The 16,437-nt window shown below is 55.2% G+C and carries 17 protein-coding genes and 1 pseudogene; 10 read left to right on the top strand and 8 right to left on the bottom strand.

Features of this window, described 5'->3' with window-relative positions; genetic code table 11:
- Positions 1 to 18: 18 nt before the first annotated feature.
- Positions 19 to 582, bottom strand: coding sequence for a peroxiredoxin (locus FY046_RS22190; protein ID WP_133846804.1), 564 nt, complete (start codon positions 580 to 582; stop codon positions 19 to 21).
- A gap of 123 nt (positions 583 to 705) precedes the next feature.
- Positions 706 to 1,917, bottom strand: a complete 1,212-nt coding sequence (locus FY046_RS22185) for an MFS transporter (protein WP_244290511.1) — start codon at positions 1,915 to 1,917, stop codon at positions 706 to 708.
- Between the two features lie 163 nt (positions 1,918 to 2,080).
- Between FY046_RS22185 and FY046_RS22180 the strand changes: the two are divergent.
- Both FY046_RS22180 and FY046_RS22175 read left to right on the top strand, forming a co-directional pair.
- Positions 2,081 to 2,254: pseudogene (locus tag FY046_RS22180) on the top strand (TetR/AcrR family transcriptional regulator); the annotation flags it as partial.
- A gap of 150 nt (positions 2,255 to 2,404) precedes the next feature.
- Positions 2,405 to 2,701, top strand: coding sequence for a hypothetical protein (locus FY046_RS22175; RefSeq protein WP_374760163.1), 297 nt, complete (start codon positions 2,405 to 2,407; stop codon positions 2,699 to 2,701).
- A 43-nt stretch (positions 2,702 to 2,744) separates the two neighbouring features.
- Here FY046_RS22175 and FY046_RS22170 read toward each other — a convergent pair whose 3' ends face one another.
- Both FY046_RS22170 and FY046_RS22165 read right to left on the bottom strand, forming a co-directional pair.
- Positions 2,745 to 4,010: a type II toxin-antitoxin system HipA family toxin gene (locus tag FY046_RS22170; protein ID WP_133846756.1), complete on the bottom strand. Its 1,266-nt coding sequence runs from the start codon at positions 4,008 to 4,010 to the stop codon at positions 2,745 to 2,747.
- The gene (locus tag FY046_RS22165; RefSeq protein ID WP_133846801.1) at positions 4,000 to 4,317 is read right to left on the bottom strand and encodes a helix-turn-helix domain-containing protein; all 318 of its coding nucleotides are present in this window, start codon (positions 4,315 to 4,317) and stop codon (positions 4,000 to 4,002) included. The genes FY046_RS22170 and FY046_RS22165 overlap by 11 nt, the downstream gene beginning before the upstream one ends.
- Positions 4,318 to 4,681: 364 nt before the next feature.
- Between FY046_RS22165 and FY046_RS22160 the strand changes: the two genes are divergently transcribed.
- Both FY046_RS22160 and FY046_RS22155 read left to right on the top strand, forming a co-directional pair.
- Entirely contained in the window at positions 4,682 to 5,452 is a 771-nt protein-coding gene (locus tag FY046_RS22160; protein WP_446186491.1) for a type IV toxin-antitoxin system AbiEi family antitoxin, read from the top strand.
- On the top strand, positions 5,449 to 5,877 hold the full coding sequence (locus FY046_RS22155) for a nucleotidyl transferase AbiEii/AbiGii toxin family protein (RefSeq protein WP_421507952.1): 429 nt from the start codon (positions 5,449 to 5,451) through the stop codon (positions 5,875 to 5,877). The genes FY046_RS22160 and FY046_RS22155 overlap by 4 nt, the downstream gene beginning before the upstream one ends.
- Before the next feature lie 218 nt (positions 5,878 to 6,095).
- Here the strand turns inward: FY046_RS22155 and FY046_RS22150 are convergent, their stop codons facing one another.
- Positions 6,096 to 6,791: a DJ-1/PfpI family protein gene (locus tag FY046_RS22150; protein WP_446186490.1), complete on the bottom strand. Its 696-nt coding sequence runs from the start codon at positions 6,789 to 6,791 to the stop codon at positions 6,096 to 6,098.
- A gap of 384 nt (positions 6,792 to 7,175) precedes the next feature.
- Here FY046_RS22150 and FY046_RS22145 point away from each other — a divergent pair, with 384 nt between their 5' ends.
- Positions 7,176 to 8,984, top strand: coding sequence for a sensor domain-containing diguanylate cyclase (locus FY046_RS22145; protein ID WP_133846754.1), 1,809 nt, complete (start codon positions 7,176 to 7,178; stop codon positions 8,982 to 8,984).
- Here FY046_RS22145 and FY046_RS22140 read toward each other — a convergent pair.
- Positions 8,960 to 10,345 (bottom strand): NAD-dependent succinate-semialdehyde dehydrogenase, encoded by a 1,386-nt coding sequence (locus FY046_RS22140; RefSeq protein WP_421507949.1) that lies wholly within the window; start codon positions 10,343 to 10,345, stop codon positions 8,960 to 8,962. The genes FY046_RS22145 and FY046_RS22140 overlap by 25 nt on opposite strands.
- A gap of 139 nt (positions 10,346 to 10,484) precedes the next feature.
- On the opposite strand from FY046_RS22140, the gene ptrR reads away from it, so the two are divergent.
- A complete protein-coding gene (gene ptrR, locus FY046_RS22135; RefSeq protein ID WP_446186489.1) occupies positions 10,485 to 11,399 on the top strand; it encodes a putrescine utilization regulator PtrR in 915 nt (304 codons plus the stop codon).
- Positions 11,396 to 12,148 carry a hypothetical protein gene (locus FY046_RS22130; protein WP_192933218.1) on the top strand — a complete coding sequence of 251 codons (753 nt, stop codon included), beginning with the start codon at positions 11,396 to 11,398 and terminating at the stop codon, positions 12,146 to 12,148. Before ptrR ends, FY046_RS22130 begins: the two co-directional genes overlap by 4 nt.
- Before the next feature lie 55 nt (positions 12,149 to 12,203).
- On the opposite strand, the gene FY046_RS22125 is transcribed toward FY046_RS22130, so the two are convergent.
- Positions 12,204 to 12,803, bottom strand: a complete 600-nt coding sequence (locus FY046_RS22125; protein WP_446186488.1) for a TetR/AcrR family transcriptional regulator — start codon at positions 12,801 to 12,803, stop codon at positions 12,204 to 12,206.
- 183 nt (positions 12,804 to 12,986) lie between these two features.
- On the opposite strand from FY046_RS22125, the gene FY046_RS22120 reads away from it, so the two are divergent.
- Genes FY046_RS22120 through FY046_RS22110 form a run of 3 tightly spaced genes read left to right on the top strand, consistent with a single transcriptional unit; the run spans position 12,987 to position 15,803 of the window.
- Positions 12,987 to 14,042, top strand: coding sequence for a sugar phosphate isomerase/epimerase family protein (locus FY046_RS22120; protein WP_446186487.1), 1,056 nt, complete (start codon positions 12,987 to 12,989; stop codon positions 14,040 to 14,042).
- Between the two features lie 2 nt (positions 14,043 to 14,044).
- Complete coding sequence (locus FY046_RS22115; protein ID WP_421507944.1) at positions 14,045 to 14,905, top strand: alpha/beta fold hydrolase; 861 nt, start codon at positions 14,045 to 14,047, stop codon at positions 14,903 to 14,905.
- Positions 14,892 to 15,803, top strand: coding sequence for an alpha/beta hydrolase (locus FY046_RS22110; RefSeq protein ID WP_421507943.1), 912 nt, complete (start codon positions 14,892 to 14,894; stop codon positions 15,801 to 15,803). The genes FY046_RS22115 and FY046_RS22110 overlap by 14 nt, the downstream gene beginning before the upstream one ends.
- A 6-nt stretch (positions 15,804 to 15,809) precedes the next feature.
- Here the strand turns inward: FY046_RS22110 and FY046_RS22105 are convergent, their stop codons facing one another.
- Positions 15,810 to 16,412 carry a hypothetical protein gene (locus FY046_RS22105; protein WP_259152859.1) on the bottom strand — a complete coding sequence of 201 codons (603 nt, stop codon included), beginning with the start codon at positions 16,410 to 16,412 and terminating at the stop codon, positions 15,810 to 15,812.
- Between the last annotated feature and the right edge of the window lie 25 nt (positions 16,413 to 16,437).

Here is a 16,437-nt window from a genome sequence, read left to right as displayed (position 1 = left end):
CTGCTTAAGTGAACAAGGTTATGCCGGGTTGGCCTGACGGTATTTTTTCACAGCATCCATCGCTTTCTGGATATGCGCATCCGGGTTCTTATCGGTATAACTCAGCAGGATTTTGCCGTCCGGCGCGATGACATAGGAGGTACGGTCAGACAACGTCTGCCCCTTCATCTGCATGGTGCTCTGATACTCGCCGGCAACTTTCGCGCCCGGATCGGCGGCAACGGTAAATTTGTCGCGGCACTCCAGCTGGGAAAATTTGGCAATCTGATCCACATTCCCTGCGGTCACACCAATCACCGTCGCACCCTGTTGGGTAAATTCGTCGGTGGCTTCAGCGAAGTCGTGGGCTTCCAGCGTACAGCCGGCGCTAAAGGCAGCGGGGAAGAAGTACAGCACGACCGGGCCTTTTTTCAATGCCTGCTGAAGTGAGAAGGTGGTCGGTTTTCCGGCCAGCGCCGCCTTAAGCTCAAAGTCAGGGGCTTTTTCACCGACCGCCAGGGCGGCAAAGGCGGACGTCACAGGCAATGCCAGGCCAAGAACGGCAGCAACAGCCAGGGTACTCAGAGTGTTTTTCATACGCATCATGATCTCTCCAGTGTGGGGACAGGCGACAGCGCCTGATGACCTTAACCAGAGGTTCGCCCGACCGCAGGCAAAGGTTGCGGTCGGATGAAAATATTGTTTAAGAGGCCATCACCTGAAAAACTATTGATGACTTACTGGCTCACGGGATTGCCGGCTGGCGATCGGGAACCCCTGCTCTGAACGCACAACAACTATAACAGCAACCATTAACACCACGAGGAGAGCCCAGGGAAAAGACCCCGTTCCATAATGTTCCAGCAGCAAACCGCCTGTCATGCCTCCCAACGCGATAGCGCTGTTCCACGTCACCACATTCATCGATAACGCCACATCGGCATGCTCACCCGCAGCATCCGCCAGCGCCGTCTGGAGCAGTGTTGCCGCGCCGCCAAACGTCAGCCCCCAAAGGGCTATGCCAGTGTAAATCACCGCCGGGTTGCTCGCATCCAGACCAAAAACGAGGGACACCGCCGCAAAAGTTGACAGTGACAGCAGCACCGCTTTACGTAAATGGGTATCAATAATTCTGCCTGTGATAAAGATCCCGCCCAGGGCAGCAATACCAAAGACCAGCAAGACCCGATCAATGCTTCCGGCCAGACCCGCAGGGGCAATAAACGGCGCGATGAAGGTATACAAAATATTATGTGCAAGCATCCATGCGAGGACAACCCCCAGAACGGAGCGCACGCCGGGAAGACCTAACACGGAACCCAGCTTGACGCCTTTGGTGCCTGGCTCACCCGGGTAATTGGGGACGGCCAGAAGTATCCAGCCAATGAGGATGACCGACAGTCCTGACATCACCGCAAACGTCAGGCGCCATCCCAGAAGTCCACCCATCAATGTGCCTGCCGGCACCCCGAGAGACAAGGCAATCGGCGTGCCGACCATCGCCAGTGCCAGCGCCCGCCCATGAAGCGAGGGAACGACCATTTTCCGCGCATACCCGGCGATCAGGCTCCATGCCAGGCCTGCTGACGCGCCAGCGAGAAAACGTGCGATTAAAATGACGGTGATATGAGATGACAGCGCCGTCAGCGTGTTGAAAATCAGAAATCCGCACACCGTGCTGAGAAGAACGGATCGGCGTGACCATGTTCGGGTCATCATCGTGAGGGGGATGGCGGCCAGTAGCGACCCCACTGCATATGCCGTCACCAGCTGCCCGGCCAGAGACGGTGAAATATCGAGTCCGGCACTCATTTCCGGCAGGAGTCCGGCGGGTATGGTCTCGGTCAGTATGCAGATAAAGCCTGCCATCGCCAGGGCAAGCAGGGCAAATACGGGCAGTTGCTGAGCTTCTCTGGTGCGTTGCTGTACGTTCATCATTCAACCTGTTCAGTCAATTCGGGGCTTGCCGTTATCGCTTCAGGCGACGAGGGCGCTATCACGGGTATATAATATATACCGATCGATACATATGTTGCATTGCAGCTCTCAGCGTTGTCAATTAAATATGTATCGATTAGTATAAATCGCGGAGGAGGTGATAATGAAAACAGGCCGACCAAGACAGTTCGATCGGGATGACGCGGTGATAAAAGCCATGCACCTTTTTTGGGAACATGGTTACGATTCAACCTCACTCGCGATGCTGAAAGCATCAATAGGCAAAGGGATTACAGCCCCCAGTTTTTATGCCGCTTTTGGGTCAAAAGAGGCGCTTTTTAATGAGGCCGTGAACTGTTATCTGAACACGCATGCACAGGTGACAGAATCTTTGTGGGACAGTGGGTTGCCTGCCCGGCAGGCACTGGAGACAGCATTGATACATTCAGCCCGGATGCAGTACGGGGCTGAGCATCCCAGGGGATGTATGGTCACACTCAGTGCCATGTTTACCTGCACGGCAGAAAACAGACATATCCTCATGCCGCTGGAGGCGTCCCGCCGCCGTACCCGTGAAGGAATACTGCATTGCGTAAAAAGGGGCATCAGCAGCGGTGAGTTATCGGATAACGAGGACACACTGGCACTGGCCGTCAGCTTTGACAGTTTCCTGGTGGGAATATCGACACTTGCGCGGGATAATGTGCCACTGGCAGCCGTGGAACGGGCCATTATTCATATGATGGGATTATGGGATGCTGCCCGTGTGGTAGCACAAGAATGAGAATGTTTAACGAATGGCGGAACGGCCAGCCGGCGGACGAAAACTACTTCTGCATGCGTGCAATATTGTCATCGATACGCCCCTGAAGGGTGCGCAGTGTCTCAGCGGTGATGCGTCCGGGAAACAGCTCCTCCGCCTTGCTGGCAAAACCGGAGGCAATGGTACAATGCTTCTCCAGCATCGCCTCTATCTGCGACGCGGTCAGTTCCGTTTCCTGTTCACCCAGTGCGAGCAGATGTTCACGGCCAATATCCAGCGCTTCGCCCATCACGTCCATCTGATGATAGCCACCCGGGCCTTCGCAGTACGTCACATCATATGCCGGGGCCAGCGTCCACTCGCCACTGGCTGACATGCAGTACGCGACGTTCTTCGGATGATCGTCGCGATTGTTGAACACCACGTTGAACACTACCCGTTCAAATGCCAGCGCTTTCTGCCTGACATCATTAGTGCACAACTGGGTGGCACGCAGAAAATTGGTGTAGTCCAGCACGCCCGCCACCTGATAATTGGCCCCGGTGTAAGCCGCAAGACTCTGCATCGGTACACGCAGGCCGTTTTGCCGATCAAATCGCCGCGAAGCAAAAGCAGCCTGTCCGTTGGGAAGGGCAAAATACGCGGTGTCTGGCGTACTGATACGACATTCACGCAGACACTGGGCATAAACAGCTTCGATGGCACAGACTTCCGGATGCTCCTGCCGGGCAGGGAACTTGATGAGCCAGGCCTCAAGCCCGGGAGTGCTGGCGGTGCTGAAGTGACCGCTATCCGGATCGCGGTACAGCAACGCTTTCGGTCTTGCACCCTGTGGAGAACCGCCCATCTGCAACAGCCTTTGCAAAAATTCACCGCCTTCGCCCTCCAGTACGTCCTGCACTTCTGCTGAGAGCTGCGCAAGGGCAATCTCTTCAACCTGGCCTGCGGCATCAGCCTGCGACGGTTCAAATGACATCGCCCCCATCGCATTGTTGCCGATCCAGGTCAGTCTCTCTAACGGTCCAATCCGTGCCGCATTGAGCCCGCGCTGGCGAAACAGTCTGTCCATTAACAGCATGCCCCAGCCATCAGGGAGCGCGTCGTAAACAGGGCCGGGAAGGCCCATCTGGTGAACAGGGAAGTCTCTGCGTAAGCGTGGGCCTTTCAGCGGCAGGGTGAGGGAGGCCAACTCCAGTCCACGACGGATGGCCTCTTCACTGTACTCAAACAGGATCACCGGTCGCCCGGTGAGCGCCGTAGAGGATACCAGCGATCCCCAGAGCCAGCGGTCGCCCCATCCTTCGTACCAGACATCCACTTTATTCACCATGATGCGTACTCTTTTTGACCCGCTGACGGGTGGCGGTTTTCTCAAAGCGCAGCAAATCGTCCAGACTGTCGATCTGAGGGGCAAAGAGCGACTCCAGCTCTTTCCCACGGCCGAGTACCATCGCCACTCTCACCAGATTTTCAAACCCCACATTGCGCCCGGACTCCAGGTTGGACACGGTGTTCACACCGATCCCCGCCCTGGCAGCCACGTCGGCCTGGGTCATTTGTTGCAGGAGGCGCTCTTTGCGCAGCCGCTCGCAGAGCAACTTAACAATTTCATCAGGCTTACTGAGAGTTAAATCCATCATGACGCGTTTTAAAACCATAAATTGAGGTTAACACCCATTATTATAGATTTATAGCATAGCGAAGAAAAGCCACATAACTCCATTATTACGTGGTTCAGGTAAAATTTAAGGCATAAAACACAAAATACAGGTGTTATTCATTTTCCCTCTGAATCGCTTTCAGCAGGAGGTCTTCTCTGCCACGCAAAGCCGGCAGCTCCAGCCCCAGCGGGAAATTTCACTGACATATTAGGCATACACCCAAGCCGCTTTGCACGAGAAGGTTTATTATTTTCAATTTATCGGTACTTTTAATACCTAAAATTATTTATTTTTAACCCTCTAATTTGTATTTGTTTAAAAATACATCTATAAAGGCATTATGAATACCGATAAACAATCAAAATTAAACCTCCTGTTGAGTACCATTCCTGCCGGAGTGGTACTCACATCTGCGTGGCTGAGTGAGCAGGGTTATAGCGCGGAGTTGCAGAAACAATACCGTAAAAGCCAGTGGTTCCGGTCAATAGGAACAGGTGCTCTGATACGCGAGGGGGACCAGGTTGACTATCTGGGCGGCATCTATGCTTTGCAGTCACAACTGGGTATGACAATCCACCCCGGAGCCAAAACGGCACTTTCCCTCCAGGGTCGCGCACATTATCTGGACTTCAATGAACAACGCGCGATGCTGTTTGGTTCCCAGAGGGAGAAGCTACCCAAGTGGTATGACAGTTATCACTGGGGCGTGAATATTGAGTGCAAATCATCAGGATTTCTACCGCCAGACCTCGGCCTCGTTGAACTGGACCATAAGTCATTCAACGTGAAAGTATCTAGTCCGGCTCGTGCCCTACTAGAGTGCCTCTATCTTGCTCCTGATCACCAACCACTGCTTGAAGTCTACGAACTGATGGAAGGGTTGAATAATCTGCGCCCCGTCACCGTACAGAGTCTGCTCGAAAACTGTACATCGGTAAAAGTGAAGCGGCTCTTCCTGTACATGGCAGAAAAGGCAGGCCACGACTGGTTTAATTTCCTCAAAATTGAAAAAATCGATCTTGGAAGTGGTAAGAGGGTCATCGTTCCAGGCGGAAGTTTTAACGCCAGATATCAGATAACCATCCCAAGGGAACTGGAGTCAGCATTATGAAGGATAAATACAAAAAACAGGTCCAGCTGCTGCTGGATGTGCTTCCCGAAGTTGCAAAAGAAGGGTGCTTTGCCATGCATGGCGGCACCGCCATCAATCTTTTCTACCGCGAAATGCCAAGATTATCCGTAGATATCGATCTCACTTATGTACCGATTGCTGAGCGTGCTGAAAGCCTAACCGGCATCAATCAGGCATTGCAGCGTGTTCAGCACAATATTCAGGCGCTTAGGGGTAGCATACAGGTCCAGCACCGCACAGATGTATGCAAGCTGCAGGCGACGGAAAATGGTGTGCTCATCAAACTTGAGGTCAATATGGTTGATGGAAGCTCTTCAATCTTGGCAATTTCCGGAAAAACAACCCGGCCGAGTGGCAGGCACAGATCGATAAGCTGGAAGCCGTGTTCAGTAGGTAACAGATAGAAAGACGGGGAAAACTCGCTTTTCCCCGGTAACAACGTTACAGATACATATCCGTTTGATGGATTCTCACATGAAATTTAATCATAAAAATCAATAATTTAACTTCGTATAACGTTAATTATGTTAAATTAGATATCAGGGTATGGCGACGAGCCAATATTTTCTGCAAGCTTAATCACCTCAACACCGCCTTACCTGAAACCCGGAAGAAAACAGGTTTACCCTTTCAATCTGCCCGCCGCTTTCAGCGTCGCTAATCGTCTCTTTTCAATAAAGGGGGCAAGCCGTTCTCTCATCATCCTGACCTGCTCTTGCGGTGCGGAATGCGGAGATCCGGTAGTAAATGGCGGCTCGGGATCATATTCCAGCCCCAGCTGGATATTTTTAGCAGTTTCAACGCCGTAAAGTTCCGCCACCACATACAACGCAAAGTCGATACCCGACGTCACGCCCGCACCGGTAATACGATTACCATCCCGAACCACCCGCTCACTGACAGGTTCTGCGCCCAACAAAGCAAGCTGGTCGATGGATGACCAGTGAGATGTGGCCTTATATCCCTGCAACAAACCCGCCGCACCGAGGATCAGGGAACCCGTACAGACCGAGGTCACCAGCCTGGCCTGCTGGCTTTGCTGTCGGATAAACGCGAGCGTGCTGTCATCGTCCATCAGGACAATTTGCCCCGGCCCGCCAGGTATGCAAATCACATCCAGCTGCGGACAACTGTCAAAGGTCTGTGTCGGAAGCATCGCCAGCCCGCGATCGGAGATGACAGGGTCCAGGGACTTCCAGATAAGGTGGACTTTCGCCCCAGGCGCACAGGCAAAAACTTCATACGGTCCGGTCAAATCCAGCGAGGTTAATCCGGGGAACAACAGCATGCCGATAGAAATGTCAGGGAAATCACTCATAGTCGCATCCTGAGAAGGGAAAGATTACAACACCCGTTTGAACAGCCGCTGCACGCTGGCGTAAAGCAGGCCCGCAACATCATCCAAATGGAAACACCATTCAGGATACACGATAGGTTACTCAACATATTCACGCTTCTTTTGCACAAGGCTATCCGCAGAATGTGCGTCAGCACGTGCCAGTATTGCGCCGGCTCCTCTGAAAACGTCTGCGCACGTCAGGCACAGCCGCCTGTATCCCTCTGATATTTTTCGCTTCTTTTACACATTTTTATTGATTAAACAATTTCGTCATGTAATCAATAAAGTTTGGCTAAAAACCGCCGATACCGATCCTAGCCTGGCCCCGCTTCACGGCCGATAATCTGGAAAGCGAATCTGAATATGAGCGGGACTTTTTGTAGCGACGAGGCTAAACGCCTCGCTGCCCTTGAGATGCTGAAGGCCGATGATGCGGACCGTGATGATATTCTCGAAAAATTTACCCGGCTGACCAGTGAACTGCTGGGCATCCCCGGCAGCTTTGTCTCCATTCTCGATGACGAGAATCAGTTTATAAAAGCATCCTGTAACTTCGACCTTAAACAAACGTCACTGCAGAATGCTTTTTGCCGCCATACGCTGGCGCTGGGAACCGTGCTGGTATGCAACGATACGCATCGTGATCCGCGCTTCAGCCAGCATCCCCTAACGCTTGGGGAGCCTTTTATAAGGTTCTATGTCGGTGCTCCCCTGCGTAATCGTGATGGCATACTCATCGGCACCCTGTGCGTTACCGATGTCAAACCTCAGACATTTTCTGATGATAAAATTGAATTGCTGGAGCTGTTAGCCGGTCTGGTCATCGGCTATCTGGATGCGTGGTACATTGCCGGTTATCAGGACGTGGTGACCCGGTTACCGAATCGTCAGCGCCTGCTGAAAGATATCGAACTGTTGCAGCAGGCCGGTAACGATGAGACTCATCATCTGACCCTTATCGACTGCATTGATATGCCTCGGGCTTATGAAATTGCACGTTCGGTGGGAATGAATGCGGTAGAAAGCCTGCTCAAAGAACTGACATCCATGCTGCGTTCGCGTCTGCAGCTGGAAGATGACGACGTGCTGTATACCGTCGCGGTTGGCCGTTTTGCGTTGTTGAGTGGCAAGAATAATGGTGCCCGCGCCCGTGAGCTCAGCAAGCGGCTCGGCGGCATACGCGCCCAGATTTTTGACAATATTACGATTGATGCTAAACCGCATCTCGGTGAGGTGAGCTTTGTTCCGGCAGAGTCACAGGTCACTGAAGTGCTGCGTCGGGCGGTCAGCGCCCTGCATGAAGCCATCACGCTGAAGCAGAGTTACATGGCCTACAATGCTGACAGTGATGGCCGTAACAGCCAGAACTTCCGCCTGTTGCATGACCTGGCGGCAGCGCTGCGCGGCAACAAAGGGCTGTATCTGGTTTATCAGCCGCAGATCTCCCTGCTGCACGGTAAACCGGTCGGACTGGAAGCCCTGCTGCGCTGGGATCATCCGCTGTTCGGCAATATTCCGCCGGATGAATTTATCCCGCTGGTGGCACAAACCAGCCTGATGGAAGAGTTAACGGACTGGGTGATCGACCACACCCTGGCGCAGCTGCGTCAGTGGCGCAGTACCGGGCTGAATCTGCCGGCCTCGGTGAATCTGTGCGTCAGTGATTTTTCACGTGCGGACTTTGCCGATAAGCTGGAAGAGAAAATGCTCAATGCCGGGCTTAATCCCGACGATTTGTGCATTGAATGTCTTGAGACCGAGCAGGTACTGGGGAATCCTGATGCACGGCGGGGGCTGGATAAACTTAAGCTGCGCGGTTTCCGCATAGCGTTGGATGACTTTGGTTCCGGCTACAGCAATATCAATACGCTGTGCCGTATTCCGGTGGATGTGATAAAGCTGGACCGATCGCTGATCCAGAAGCTTTCTCACGACCCGGCCAGCGAAGTTATCGCCCGCCATGTCATCACCATGCTGAAAGAGCTGCACTATGTGGTACTGGCCGAAGGGGTGGAAGATCAGCAAACCCTGGCCTCATTGCAGCGTTTAGGCTGTGATGAGATCCAGGGGTTTTATTATTCACGCCCTCTGGCACCGGAAGGTCTTGAGCACTGGCTCAGCAGCCACTACCCGGCGGCCGAAGACAATCAGGACTCAATCCAGACCGTCTGAGTATTGGTAAACTCACGCAGGCCGAAGTGTGACAGCTCACGGCCAAACCCGCTTTTCTTCACGCCACCGATCGGCACACGCGGATCGGAGAAGCTCGGGGAGTTAATAAACATCCCCCCCGTTTCAATCTGCGACGCCAGCTGTTGTGCCCTGGCAAGATCGCGGCTCCACAGGCTGCCGCCCAGGCCGAACTCAGAATCATTGGCCATCTCAACGGCATGCGCAGCATCGTCTGCCACAATCAGCGAGGCCACCGGCCCGAACAGTTCCTGATCAAAGCTGGTCATGCCGGGTTTGACATCACTGAGAACCGTTGGTGCATACCAGTTCCCTTCTCCCGGTAGCGCGTGGCCGCCCAGCAGCAGCGTGGCGCCCTCTTTCAACGTTGCCTGCACCTGCGCATCCAGTTCATCACGCAGATCGAAGCGTGCCATCGGGCCAATCCAGGTCCCTGACTCACGCGGATCGCCAATTTTCATCGCTTTGACGGCACTGACAAATTTCTCGCTGAACTGTTCAAACACCGCCGCCTCCACAATAATGCGCTTTGCCGCGATACAGATCTGTCCGTTGTTCATAAAACGCCCGGCGATAGCGCCCTTCACGGCCGCATCGATATCTGCATCGGCCAGCACGATAAAAGCATCGGACCCGCCCAGCTCCAGAACGCATTTCTTAATCGCGGCCCCGGAGAGCGCGGCGATGGCCGCACCGGCACGCACGCTGCCCGTTACCGTCACGGCGGCAATACGTTTATCGCCGATCGCCTGTGCCACACCGTCATTGTCAGCATTCACGACAGCAAACAAGTTCTGCGGCACACCAGCATTCGTCAGAATATCCCGCAATAACAGCGCACAGCCCATCACGTTCGGTGCCGGTTTCAGCAGATAGCTGTTGCCCGCCAGCATGATGGGTACAGCACCACGCAGCACCTGCCACACCGGGAAGTTCCACGGCATCACGGACAGCACCGGGCCGAGTGGCAGATAGTCCACGAAGGCTTTGTTACCTTCCACCAGCGTCGGTTCACGCTTGAGGAATGCCGGACCATGCTCACCATACCATTCGCACAGCCTGGCGCTTTTTTCCACTTCAGCCAGCCCCTGATCGACAGGCTTGCCCATTTCACGGGTCATCATATCGGCCAGTGCCTGGGCCTGCTGACGCAGTCCGCCCGCAATATTTTGCAACAACGCCACACGGTCGCTCATTGCACTGTGGCGCCACTGCTGAAACGCCGAGTTAACAGACGCCAGTGCCTCGCTGACATCCGCGCTGCTGGCGAAAGGATAACGGGCAATGATCTCGCCCGTCGCCGGATTACGTGAAACTGCTACCGCAGAAGAGACATTTGTCATGATGACCGCCTTATCAAAAAACAGAGAATGTGGCACCGCGTATTAACCCAAACGACGCGATATACCGTCATCATAGGCTTGCGATAGATTCTTTTAAAATGAATAATAAAGAAAATTATTGGCTCAAAAAGAGAATGATATGGAATTAGCCCAGCTGGAAATTTTCCGTGCCATCGCGGAGGAAGGCAGCGTCACGGCGGCCGCTGAAAAGCTACACCGGGTGCCGTCCAATATTTCCACACGTCTGAAGCAGTTGGAAGAGGAACTCGACTGCGCCCTGTTCCGGCGCGAAAAACTGCGTCTGTACATTACCGACAGCGGCAAAACGTTCCTCGACTACGCCCAGCGCATTCTGGCCCTGACGGAAGAAGCGCGGCAGAGCGTGTCCGGTCAGCATCCCAGCGGCATCTTCACCCTGGGGGCGATTGAAAGCACCGCGGCCGTGCGCTTGCCGCCGCTGATTGCGCGTTATCATCAGACCTGGCCGCAGGTTGAGCTGGATCTGACCACCGGCCCGTCCGGGGATATGATCGATGGCGTGCTGGCCGGACAGTACAGTGCCGCCTTTGTTGACGGGCCGCCAAAGCATCCGCAGCTGGAGGGCGTGGCGGTGTTTGCCGAAGAACTGGTGCTGATCGCCGCGCTGAATCATCCTCCGGTACCCAGCGCGGCCAGTATCTCCGGTTCAACTATCTACGCGTTCCGCGCCAACTGCTCCTACCGCCGGCATTTTGAAAACTGGTTTTCACGGGAAGATGCCGCACCAGGTAAGATTTTTGAGATGGAGTCTTACCACGGTATTCTCGCCTGCGTCAGCGCCGGGGCAGGACTGGCGCTGATCCCCGCCAGCATGCTGGCCAGTATGCCCGGCAGGGACAGCGTACGATCCTACCCGCTTAGCGGCGGACGCGGCAAAATTGCCATCTGGCTGATCTGGCGTAAAGGCACACAATCCACTAATTTACAGGCCATGACCCGGCTGTTACAGGCCAGCGCTACCGATGAACAGGCAGCCATCACCACTGAAAATACAGGGAAGAAAAGAGAACCATGAAGATGAAAACAGGCCTGACGATCGCCGCATTCTTACTCGCCGGCAGCGCCCACGCTGGATGGTATGTGGTCGATAACTATGAAGGTTCGCTCGGCGCCTGGCCGATACACCTGTCACTGCAGGAATACGACAGCTATGGCAGTGGGCTCAACATCAAGGGGAGCTATTATTACGATAAGTATCATGCCCCCATCCCGCTATACGGTAAACGCACCGCTGACGCGCTCGAACTCTGTGAAGTTCATGGTGCAGAGGACTATGACCGTGCGCTGGTTCAGGGAACACAAAAGGGTTTTGATACGCACTCCTGCCCGTTTCGCCTGACGCGCAAGGGCGAAGCGCTGACCGGACACTGGCAGCAGGGGGAAAAACGCTATGCCGTTGCACTGAAGCACACCACCTCGCTGGACAATACCAACGAGGGCAGCGTCACTGGCCAGCTGGTTGATATTCCTTTCTGGGGGCAAACCGCGACCCACAGCTTTATTGGCCACTATCAGGCCAGCACGGATGGCATCGCCATCGACAGCATCAGTGTCGTCAATAAAAAAACCGGCAACACTGACCAGACGATTAACCCGCAGCGGCCCCCGTGTCAGTTTGGCTTCTTTATGACGGCGATTTATCAGAATATGGAGAGTGATAACACAGGAAAAATGGTGTGGCTGAACTGCTACAGCGAGAAGGCCGATATCACCGTCGATTACCATTTTGATAGAACCCGACAGCGCTATATCACCACAGAATAGCGGGATCACAGATGGCAAACGCAGGGAGGCGGCGGGCCATCCGTGATATCGCGATTTATTCGGGTGTGCGCGTGCTCTGCAACAGCAGCAGTGAGCAACGCACCACAGGGTACAGTGCCTCACGGCTGACGCCATCACGGGCCTGAACAGACAGCCCATGCAACACCGTAGCGTAATAGTTTCCCAGGCTTTCCGTATCGGTTCCCGCTAACAGTTGCCCAGCCTCTGCCGCCTGCTGCATTCGCTCAACGATCCCCCGGGTGCGACGGGTGCGTTGCAGCATCAGCCATTCACTCAGCAACGAATGATCTTCACTTAAAGCGCCCGTCGCCGACACCACCATACAGCCCAGCGGCGCCTCAGGGCGGGCATATAAACGGACGGCCTCTTCCAGCATCTCTCTGATGGCCACCTGGATATCAGGGTGCCGCAGGGCGCGTTCAGCAAATCCCCCTTCCTGCTGTTCGTAATGGCCGATCGCTTCACGGAACAGCTGCTCTTTCGAGCCGAACGCTTTATAAATACGTGCCGAGGCGATCCCCAGCGCCGCCACGAGGTCAGACAGGGAAGTCCCTTCATAGCCGTGACGCCAGAACAGATCCCGGGCCTGAACCAGTGCCGTCTGCCGGTCAAATTCTCTTGGTCTGCCTGCCATAATGTTCCCGATAAGTCGCGATAATCAGCGCCTATTATCCTGCATATTTTATAAAAACCCACTGGCAATCCATCACGGCGGTCACAGGAAGATGAACCCTTTGTGCTGCCACAGCGATCCCGGGTTGCCAGAAACAGGCCGCGCCCCTATTGTTTGTTGATTGACAACCAATAGGAAAACACCATGCAAACGCTCAAAGGACCCAGCCTGCATCTGGCCCAGTTCAGCGACGATATTTATCCCTTCAATACCCTCGACAACCTCGCCGCCTGGGCCCAGGAAAAGGGGTTTAAGGCGTTACAAATCCCCGCCTGGGACAGCCGCCTGTTCGACGTCAATACAGCGGCGCAGAGCCAGACTTACTGCGACGACCTGCGGGGACGCCTGGCCGAACACGGTCTGGCGATCAGTGAACTGACCAGCCATATTTTCGGCCAGCTGATGGCTGTTCATCCCGCCTATGACACCCTGTGTGACGGCTTCGCACCGCCCGCGCTGCGCGGTGACCCGTCGGCCCGACAGGCCTGGGCGAAAACACAGTTGCTGGCCACCCTTAAGGCAGCATTGCGTCTGGGCTTAGAAGATGTCGGCACCTTTTCAGGCTCGCTGGCCTGGCCCTATATTTTTCCTTTCCCCCAGCGCCCGGTGGGACTGGTGGAGAGTGCCTTTGATGAACTGGCCCGCCGCTGGCGACCCGTGCTGGATGAGGCAGGAGAGCTGGGCGTGAATCTGTGCTTTGAGATTCATCCGGGGGAGGATCTGCACGATGGCATCAGCTTCGAGATGTTTTTACAGCGTACCGGTCACCACCCCCGCTGCAAAATCCTGTTTGACCCCAGTCACTTTGTTCTTCAACAACTGAAGTATCTGGATTTTATCGATATCTATCATCCGTTTATCCGCATGTTTCACGTGAAAGATGCCGAGTTCATACCAACGGGGCGCCAGGGACTCTACGGCGGCTATCAGTCCTGGACAGAGCGCGCCGGGCGTTTTCGTTCGACCGGTGACGGGCAGGTGAACTTCCCTGCCATCTTCTCAAAACTGGCGCAGTACGATTATCCCGGCTGGGCCGCGCTGGAATGGGAGTGCTGTCTGAAGAACAAGCAAGATGGCGCACAGGAAGGGGCCGAGTTTATCCGTCGCCACATTATCAACGTGGCCGATACCGTGTTTGATGATTTTGCCGCTGCCCGCGTCAGCCAGACGCAGATAAACACACTGCTGGGAATCGACTGATTATGGAAAAGAAACACCATTATCTGCGGATTGCAGGACGAAAACTGCACTGTGTCACCGAGGGTGAAGGCCCGGCCGTGCTGCTGCTGCCGGGATGGCCGCAAACCTGGTTTGCCTGGCGTGACGTCATGACAACACTGGCACAGCAAGGCTTTACCACGGTGGCCATCGACCCGCCGGGCACCGGAGAGTCTGAGGTACCCGCAGGCGGTTACGACACCGGGAATATCGCGGCAGTGGCCCACCAGCTGATGACACAGCTGGGACACACCCGCTACCAGGCCATCGGCCACGATATCGGTATGTGGGTGGGTTACGCGCTGGCCGCTGATTTCCCCGAGGCGATTGAGCGGCTGATCCTGACCGAAGCGGTGATCCCCGGGCTGGCACCCGCCCCGTCAATTTTTGTTGATCCACAGGAAAATATCTTCCTCTGGCACTTTATGTTTAACCAGCTGGCCGACCTGCCAGAGGCGCTCACCACGGGCCGCGAACGCGCCTATCTCAGTTTTATCTTTGACAAATGGTCATGGCAGCGTCACCGGGTGGCGGCCGATATCTATATCCAGGCCTATAGCGAGCCCGGACGGCTTCAGGCGGGTTTCAGTTATTATCGCGCCATACCTGAAACCGTGCGTCAAAATCAGCGCCGCGCCCTGACACCGCTGCCGATGCCCGTGCTGGCCATTGGCGCAGAACATGCCACCCGTGATGCGCCCTATCTGACGATGCAGCCCGTCGCACCTTACCTGCAAAATGCCATGGTGGAGAACTGCGGCCACTTTATTACCGAAGAGTGCCCTGAGGCATTCTGTCACCTGGCCCTGCCATTTTTACAGGGAATAACCCATGCCGCTGAATAAAGACGTTGCGGCCTGGCTTGCCCGACAGGTGCCGGCAGAGTCGTTGTCGCTGGCGGCACTTCGCCACCAGACCGATCTCAGTCTGATAACGCAGCAGGGCGAAGCCCGCGATGGGCATTATCAGCACAGTTTCACCTTTCCCGCGAGCGACGGGCACGCCATCACCGTACGGGTCTATGTGCCCTGCGCGCTGGAACAGGAGACAGGACGCCCGGCGCTGATCTGGGCTCACGGGGGAGGATGGTGCCTGGGCAGCCTCACGGCGTGGGACCGGCCATGCCGCCTGCTGGCAGAAAACACCGGGTGCGTGGTATTTTCTGTCGACTACCGGCTTGCACCGGAACACCGCTGGCCCGTGCCGTTAAACGATCTCTGGCAGGCGCTGTGCTGGATCAGCGACCATGCCACAGACTGGGATCTGGACAGCACGCGGATTGCCGTGGGAGGTGACAGTGCCGGGGGGAATCTGGCGGCAGCGGTATGCCTGATGGCTCGGGACCGCGGAGGTCCTGCCATTTATCATCAGCTGTTGCTCTATCCGGCGCTGGATGCCAGCCTGTCACACCCGTCTTATCAGACCTGTGGGCAGGGCTACGGGCTGACAAAAGAGATGATGGCTTTCTGCTGGCAGCATTATCTTGGCCAGCAGCCGCTGCCGGAAACATCGCTGATTTCCCCCCTGCTCCTGTCAACGGCACGCGGCTTACCAGCGACAACATTGTTACTGTGTGAATACGATCCGTTGAAGGATGAAGGCGAAGCCTTTGCCCGGCGTCTTATCACGGAAGGTGTGAACGTAAACCTCCACTGGCTCGATGGCCTGATCCATGGTGCCATGCACATGACTGACATCACCCCGGAGGCTGAGCGCTGCTATACCCTGTCGCGCTTTATCTGAAGAGATTCAGCGCCCGCGCACTGGCGCTGAAACCTGTCGCCGGATAGCAGCCAGCGTCCGGCGACGTATCAGTCCACTGGCTGCACGGATCAGCAACCAGTAAGGCAGCAGTTTAAGACGGGTACGGGTATCCGGGCAGCCAATAAAGGTTTCAGTACATAACCGCCACGCTTCTCCATCAGGTAACAGGTGAAAATGCAGCACCAGCCGGGCAACCCCCTTATCCTGAAGCCGTCCGAAGTCAGCCGCATCCTCCAGCGCAATAATCCCCATATCCGGCCGCCAGAAACGCCCGGCCAGACCAAACGACATCTGATTGTCCTGACGTTGCAACAGCGTAAATGTGTGCAAACCAAATTCCGGCTGTGGGTTGATCTGCTGCCGGCCGAGGCGCAGCGCCTTCCCCGGTAGCTCGCGCACCGTCATCAGTACATCCGCGACCCGATCGTTACGCATGTCATACTGTTCCACCGCATCAAGGATGGCATGCGGAGTGGCATAAATCGGCGCGGAGTGGTGTTTTTCGTAGAAGTGAGTCGAGGGAAGATACGACGTATAACAAAGAGACTGCTGGCGGTCCTTTTCACTTACCCATCCCAGAATGGTCATTGCTGCTCCTGATTAATATGGCTGA

Source organism: Erwinia sp. 1181_3 (genome assembly GCF_052824965.1).
This window is presented reverse-complemented; position numbering and strand designations above follow the sequence as displayed.

Coding starts and splice junctions, on each gene's coding strand:
- FY046_RS22190 (WP_133846804.1), bottom strand. CDS start 582: ATGCGTATGAAAAACACTCTGAGTACCCTGGCTGTTGCTGCCGTTCTT.
- FY046_RS22185 (WP_244290511.1), bottom strand. CDS start 1,917: ATGATGAACGTACAGCAACGCACCAGAGAAGCTCAGCAACTGCCCGTA.
- FY046_RS22175 (WP_374760163.1), top strand. CDS start 2,405: ATGGTCACACTCAGTGCCATGTTTACCTGCACGGCAGAAAACAGACAT.
- FY046_RS22170 (WP_133846756.1), bottom strand. CDS start 4,010: ATGGTGAATAAAGTGGATGTCTGGTACGAAGGATGGGGCGACCGCTGG.
- FY046_RS22165 (WP_133846801.1), bottom strand. CDS start 4,317: ATGGATTTAACTCTCAGTAAGCCTGATGAAATTGTTAAGTTGCTCTGC.
- FY046_RS22160 (WP_446186491.1), top strand. CDS start 4,682: ATGAATACCGATAAACAATCAAAATTAAACCTCCTGTTGAGTACCATT.
- FY046_RS22155 (WP_421507952.1), top strand. CDS start 5,449: ATGAAGGATAAATACAAAAAACAGGTCCAGCTGCTGCTGGATGTGCTT.
- FY046_RS22150 (WP_446186490.1), bottom strand. CDS start 6,791: ATGAGTGATTTCCCTGACATTTCTATCGGCATGCTGTTGTTCCCCGGA.
- FY046_RS22145 (WP_133846754.1), top strand. CDS start 7,176: ATGAGCGGGACTTTTTGTAGCGACGAGGCTAAACGCCTCGCTGCCCTT.
- FY046_RS22140 (WP_421507949.1), bottom strand. CDS start 10,345: ATGACAAATGTCTCTTCTGCGGTAGCAGTTTCACGTAATCCGGCGACG.
- ptrR (WP_446186489.1), top strand. CDS start 10,485: ATGGAATTAGCCCAGCTGGAAATTTTCCGTGCCATCGCGGAGGAAGGC.
- FY046_RS22130 (WP_192933218.1), top strand. CDS start 11,396: ATGAAGATGAAAACAGGCCTGACGATCGCCGCATTCTTACTCGCCGGC.
- FY046_RS22125 (WP_446186488.1), bottom strand. CDS start 12,803: ATGGCAGGCAGACCAAGAGAATTTGACCGGCAGACGGCACTGGTTCAG.
- FY046_RS22120 (WP_446186487.1), top strand. CDS start 12,987: ATGCAAACGCTCAAAGGACCCAGCCTGCATCTGGCCCAGTTCAGCGAC.
- FY046_RS22115 (WP_421507944.1), top strand. CDS start 14,045: ATGGAAAAGAAACACCATTATCTGCGGATTGCAGGACGAAAACTGCAC.
- FY046_RS22110 (WP_421507943.1), top strand. CDS start 14,892: ATGCCGCTGAATAAAGACGTTGCGGCCTGGCTTGCCCGACAGGTGCCG.
- FY046_RS22105 (WP_259152859.1), bottom strand. CDS start 16,412: ATGACCATTCTGGGATGGGTAAGTGAAAAGGACCGCCAGCAGTCTCTT.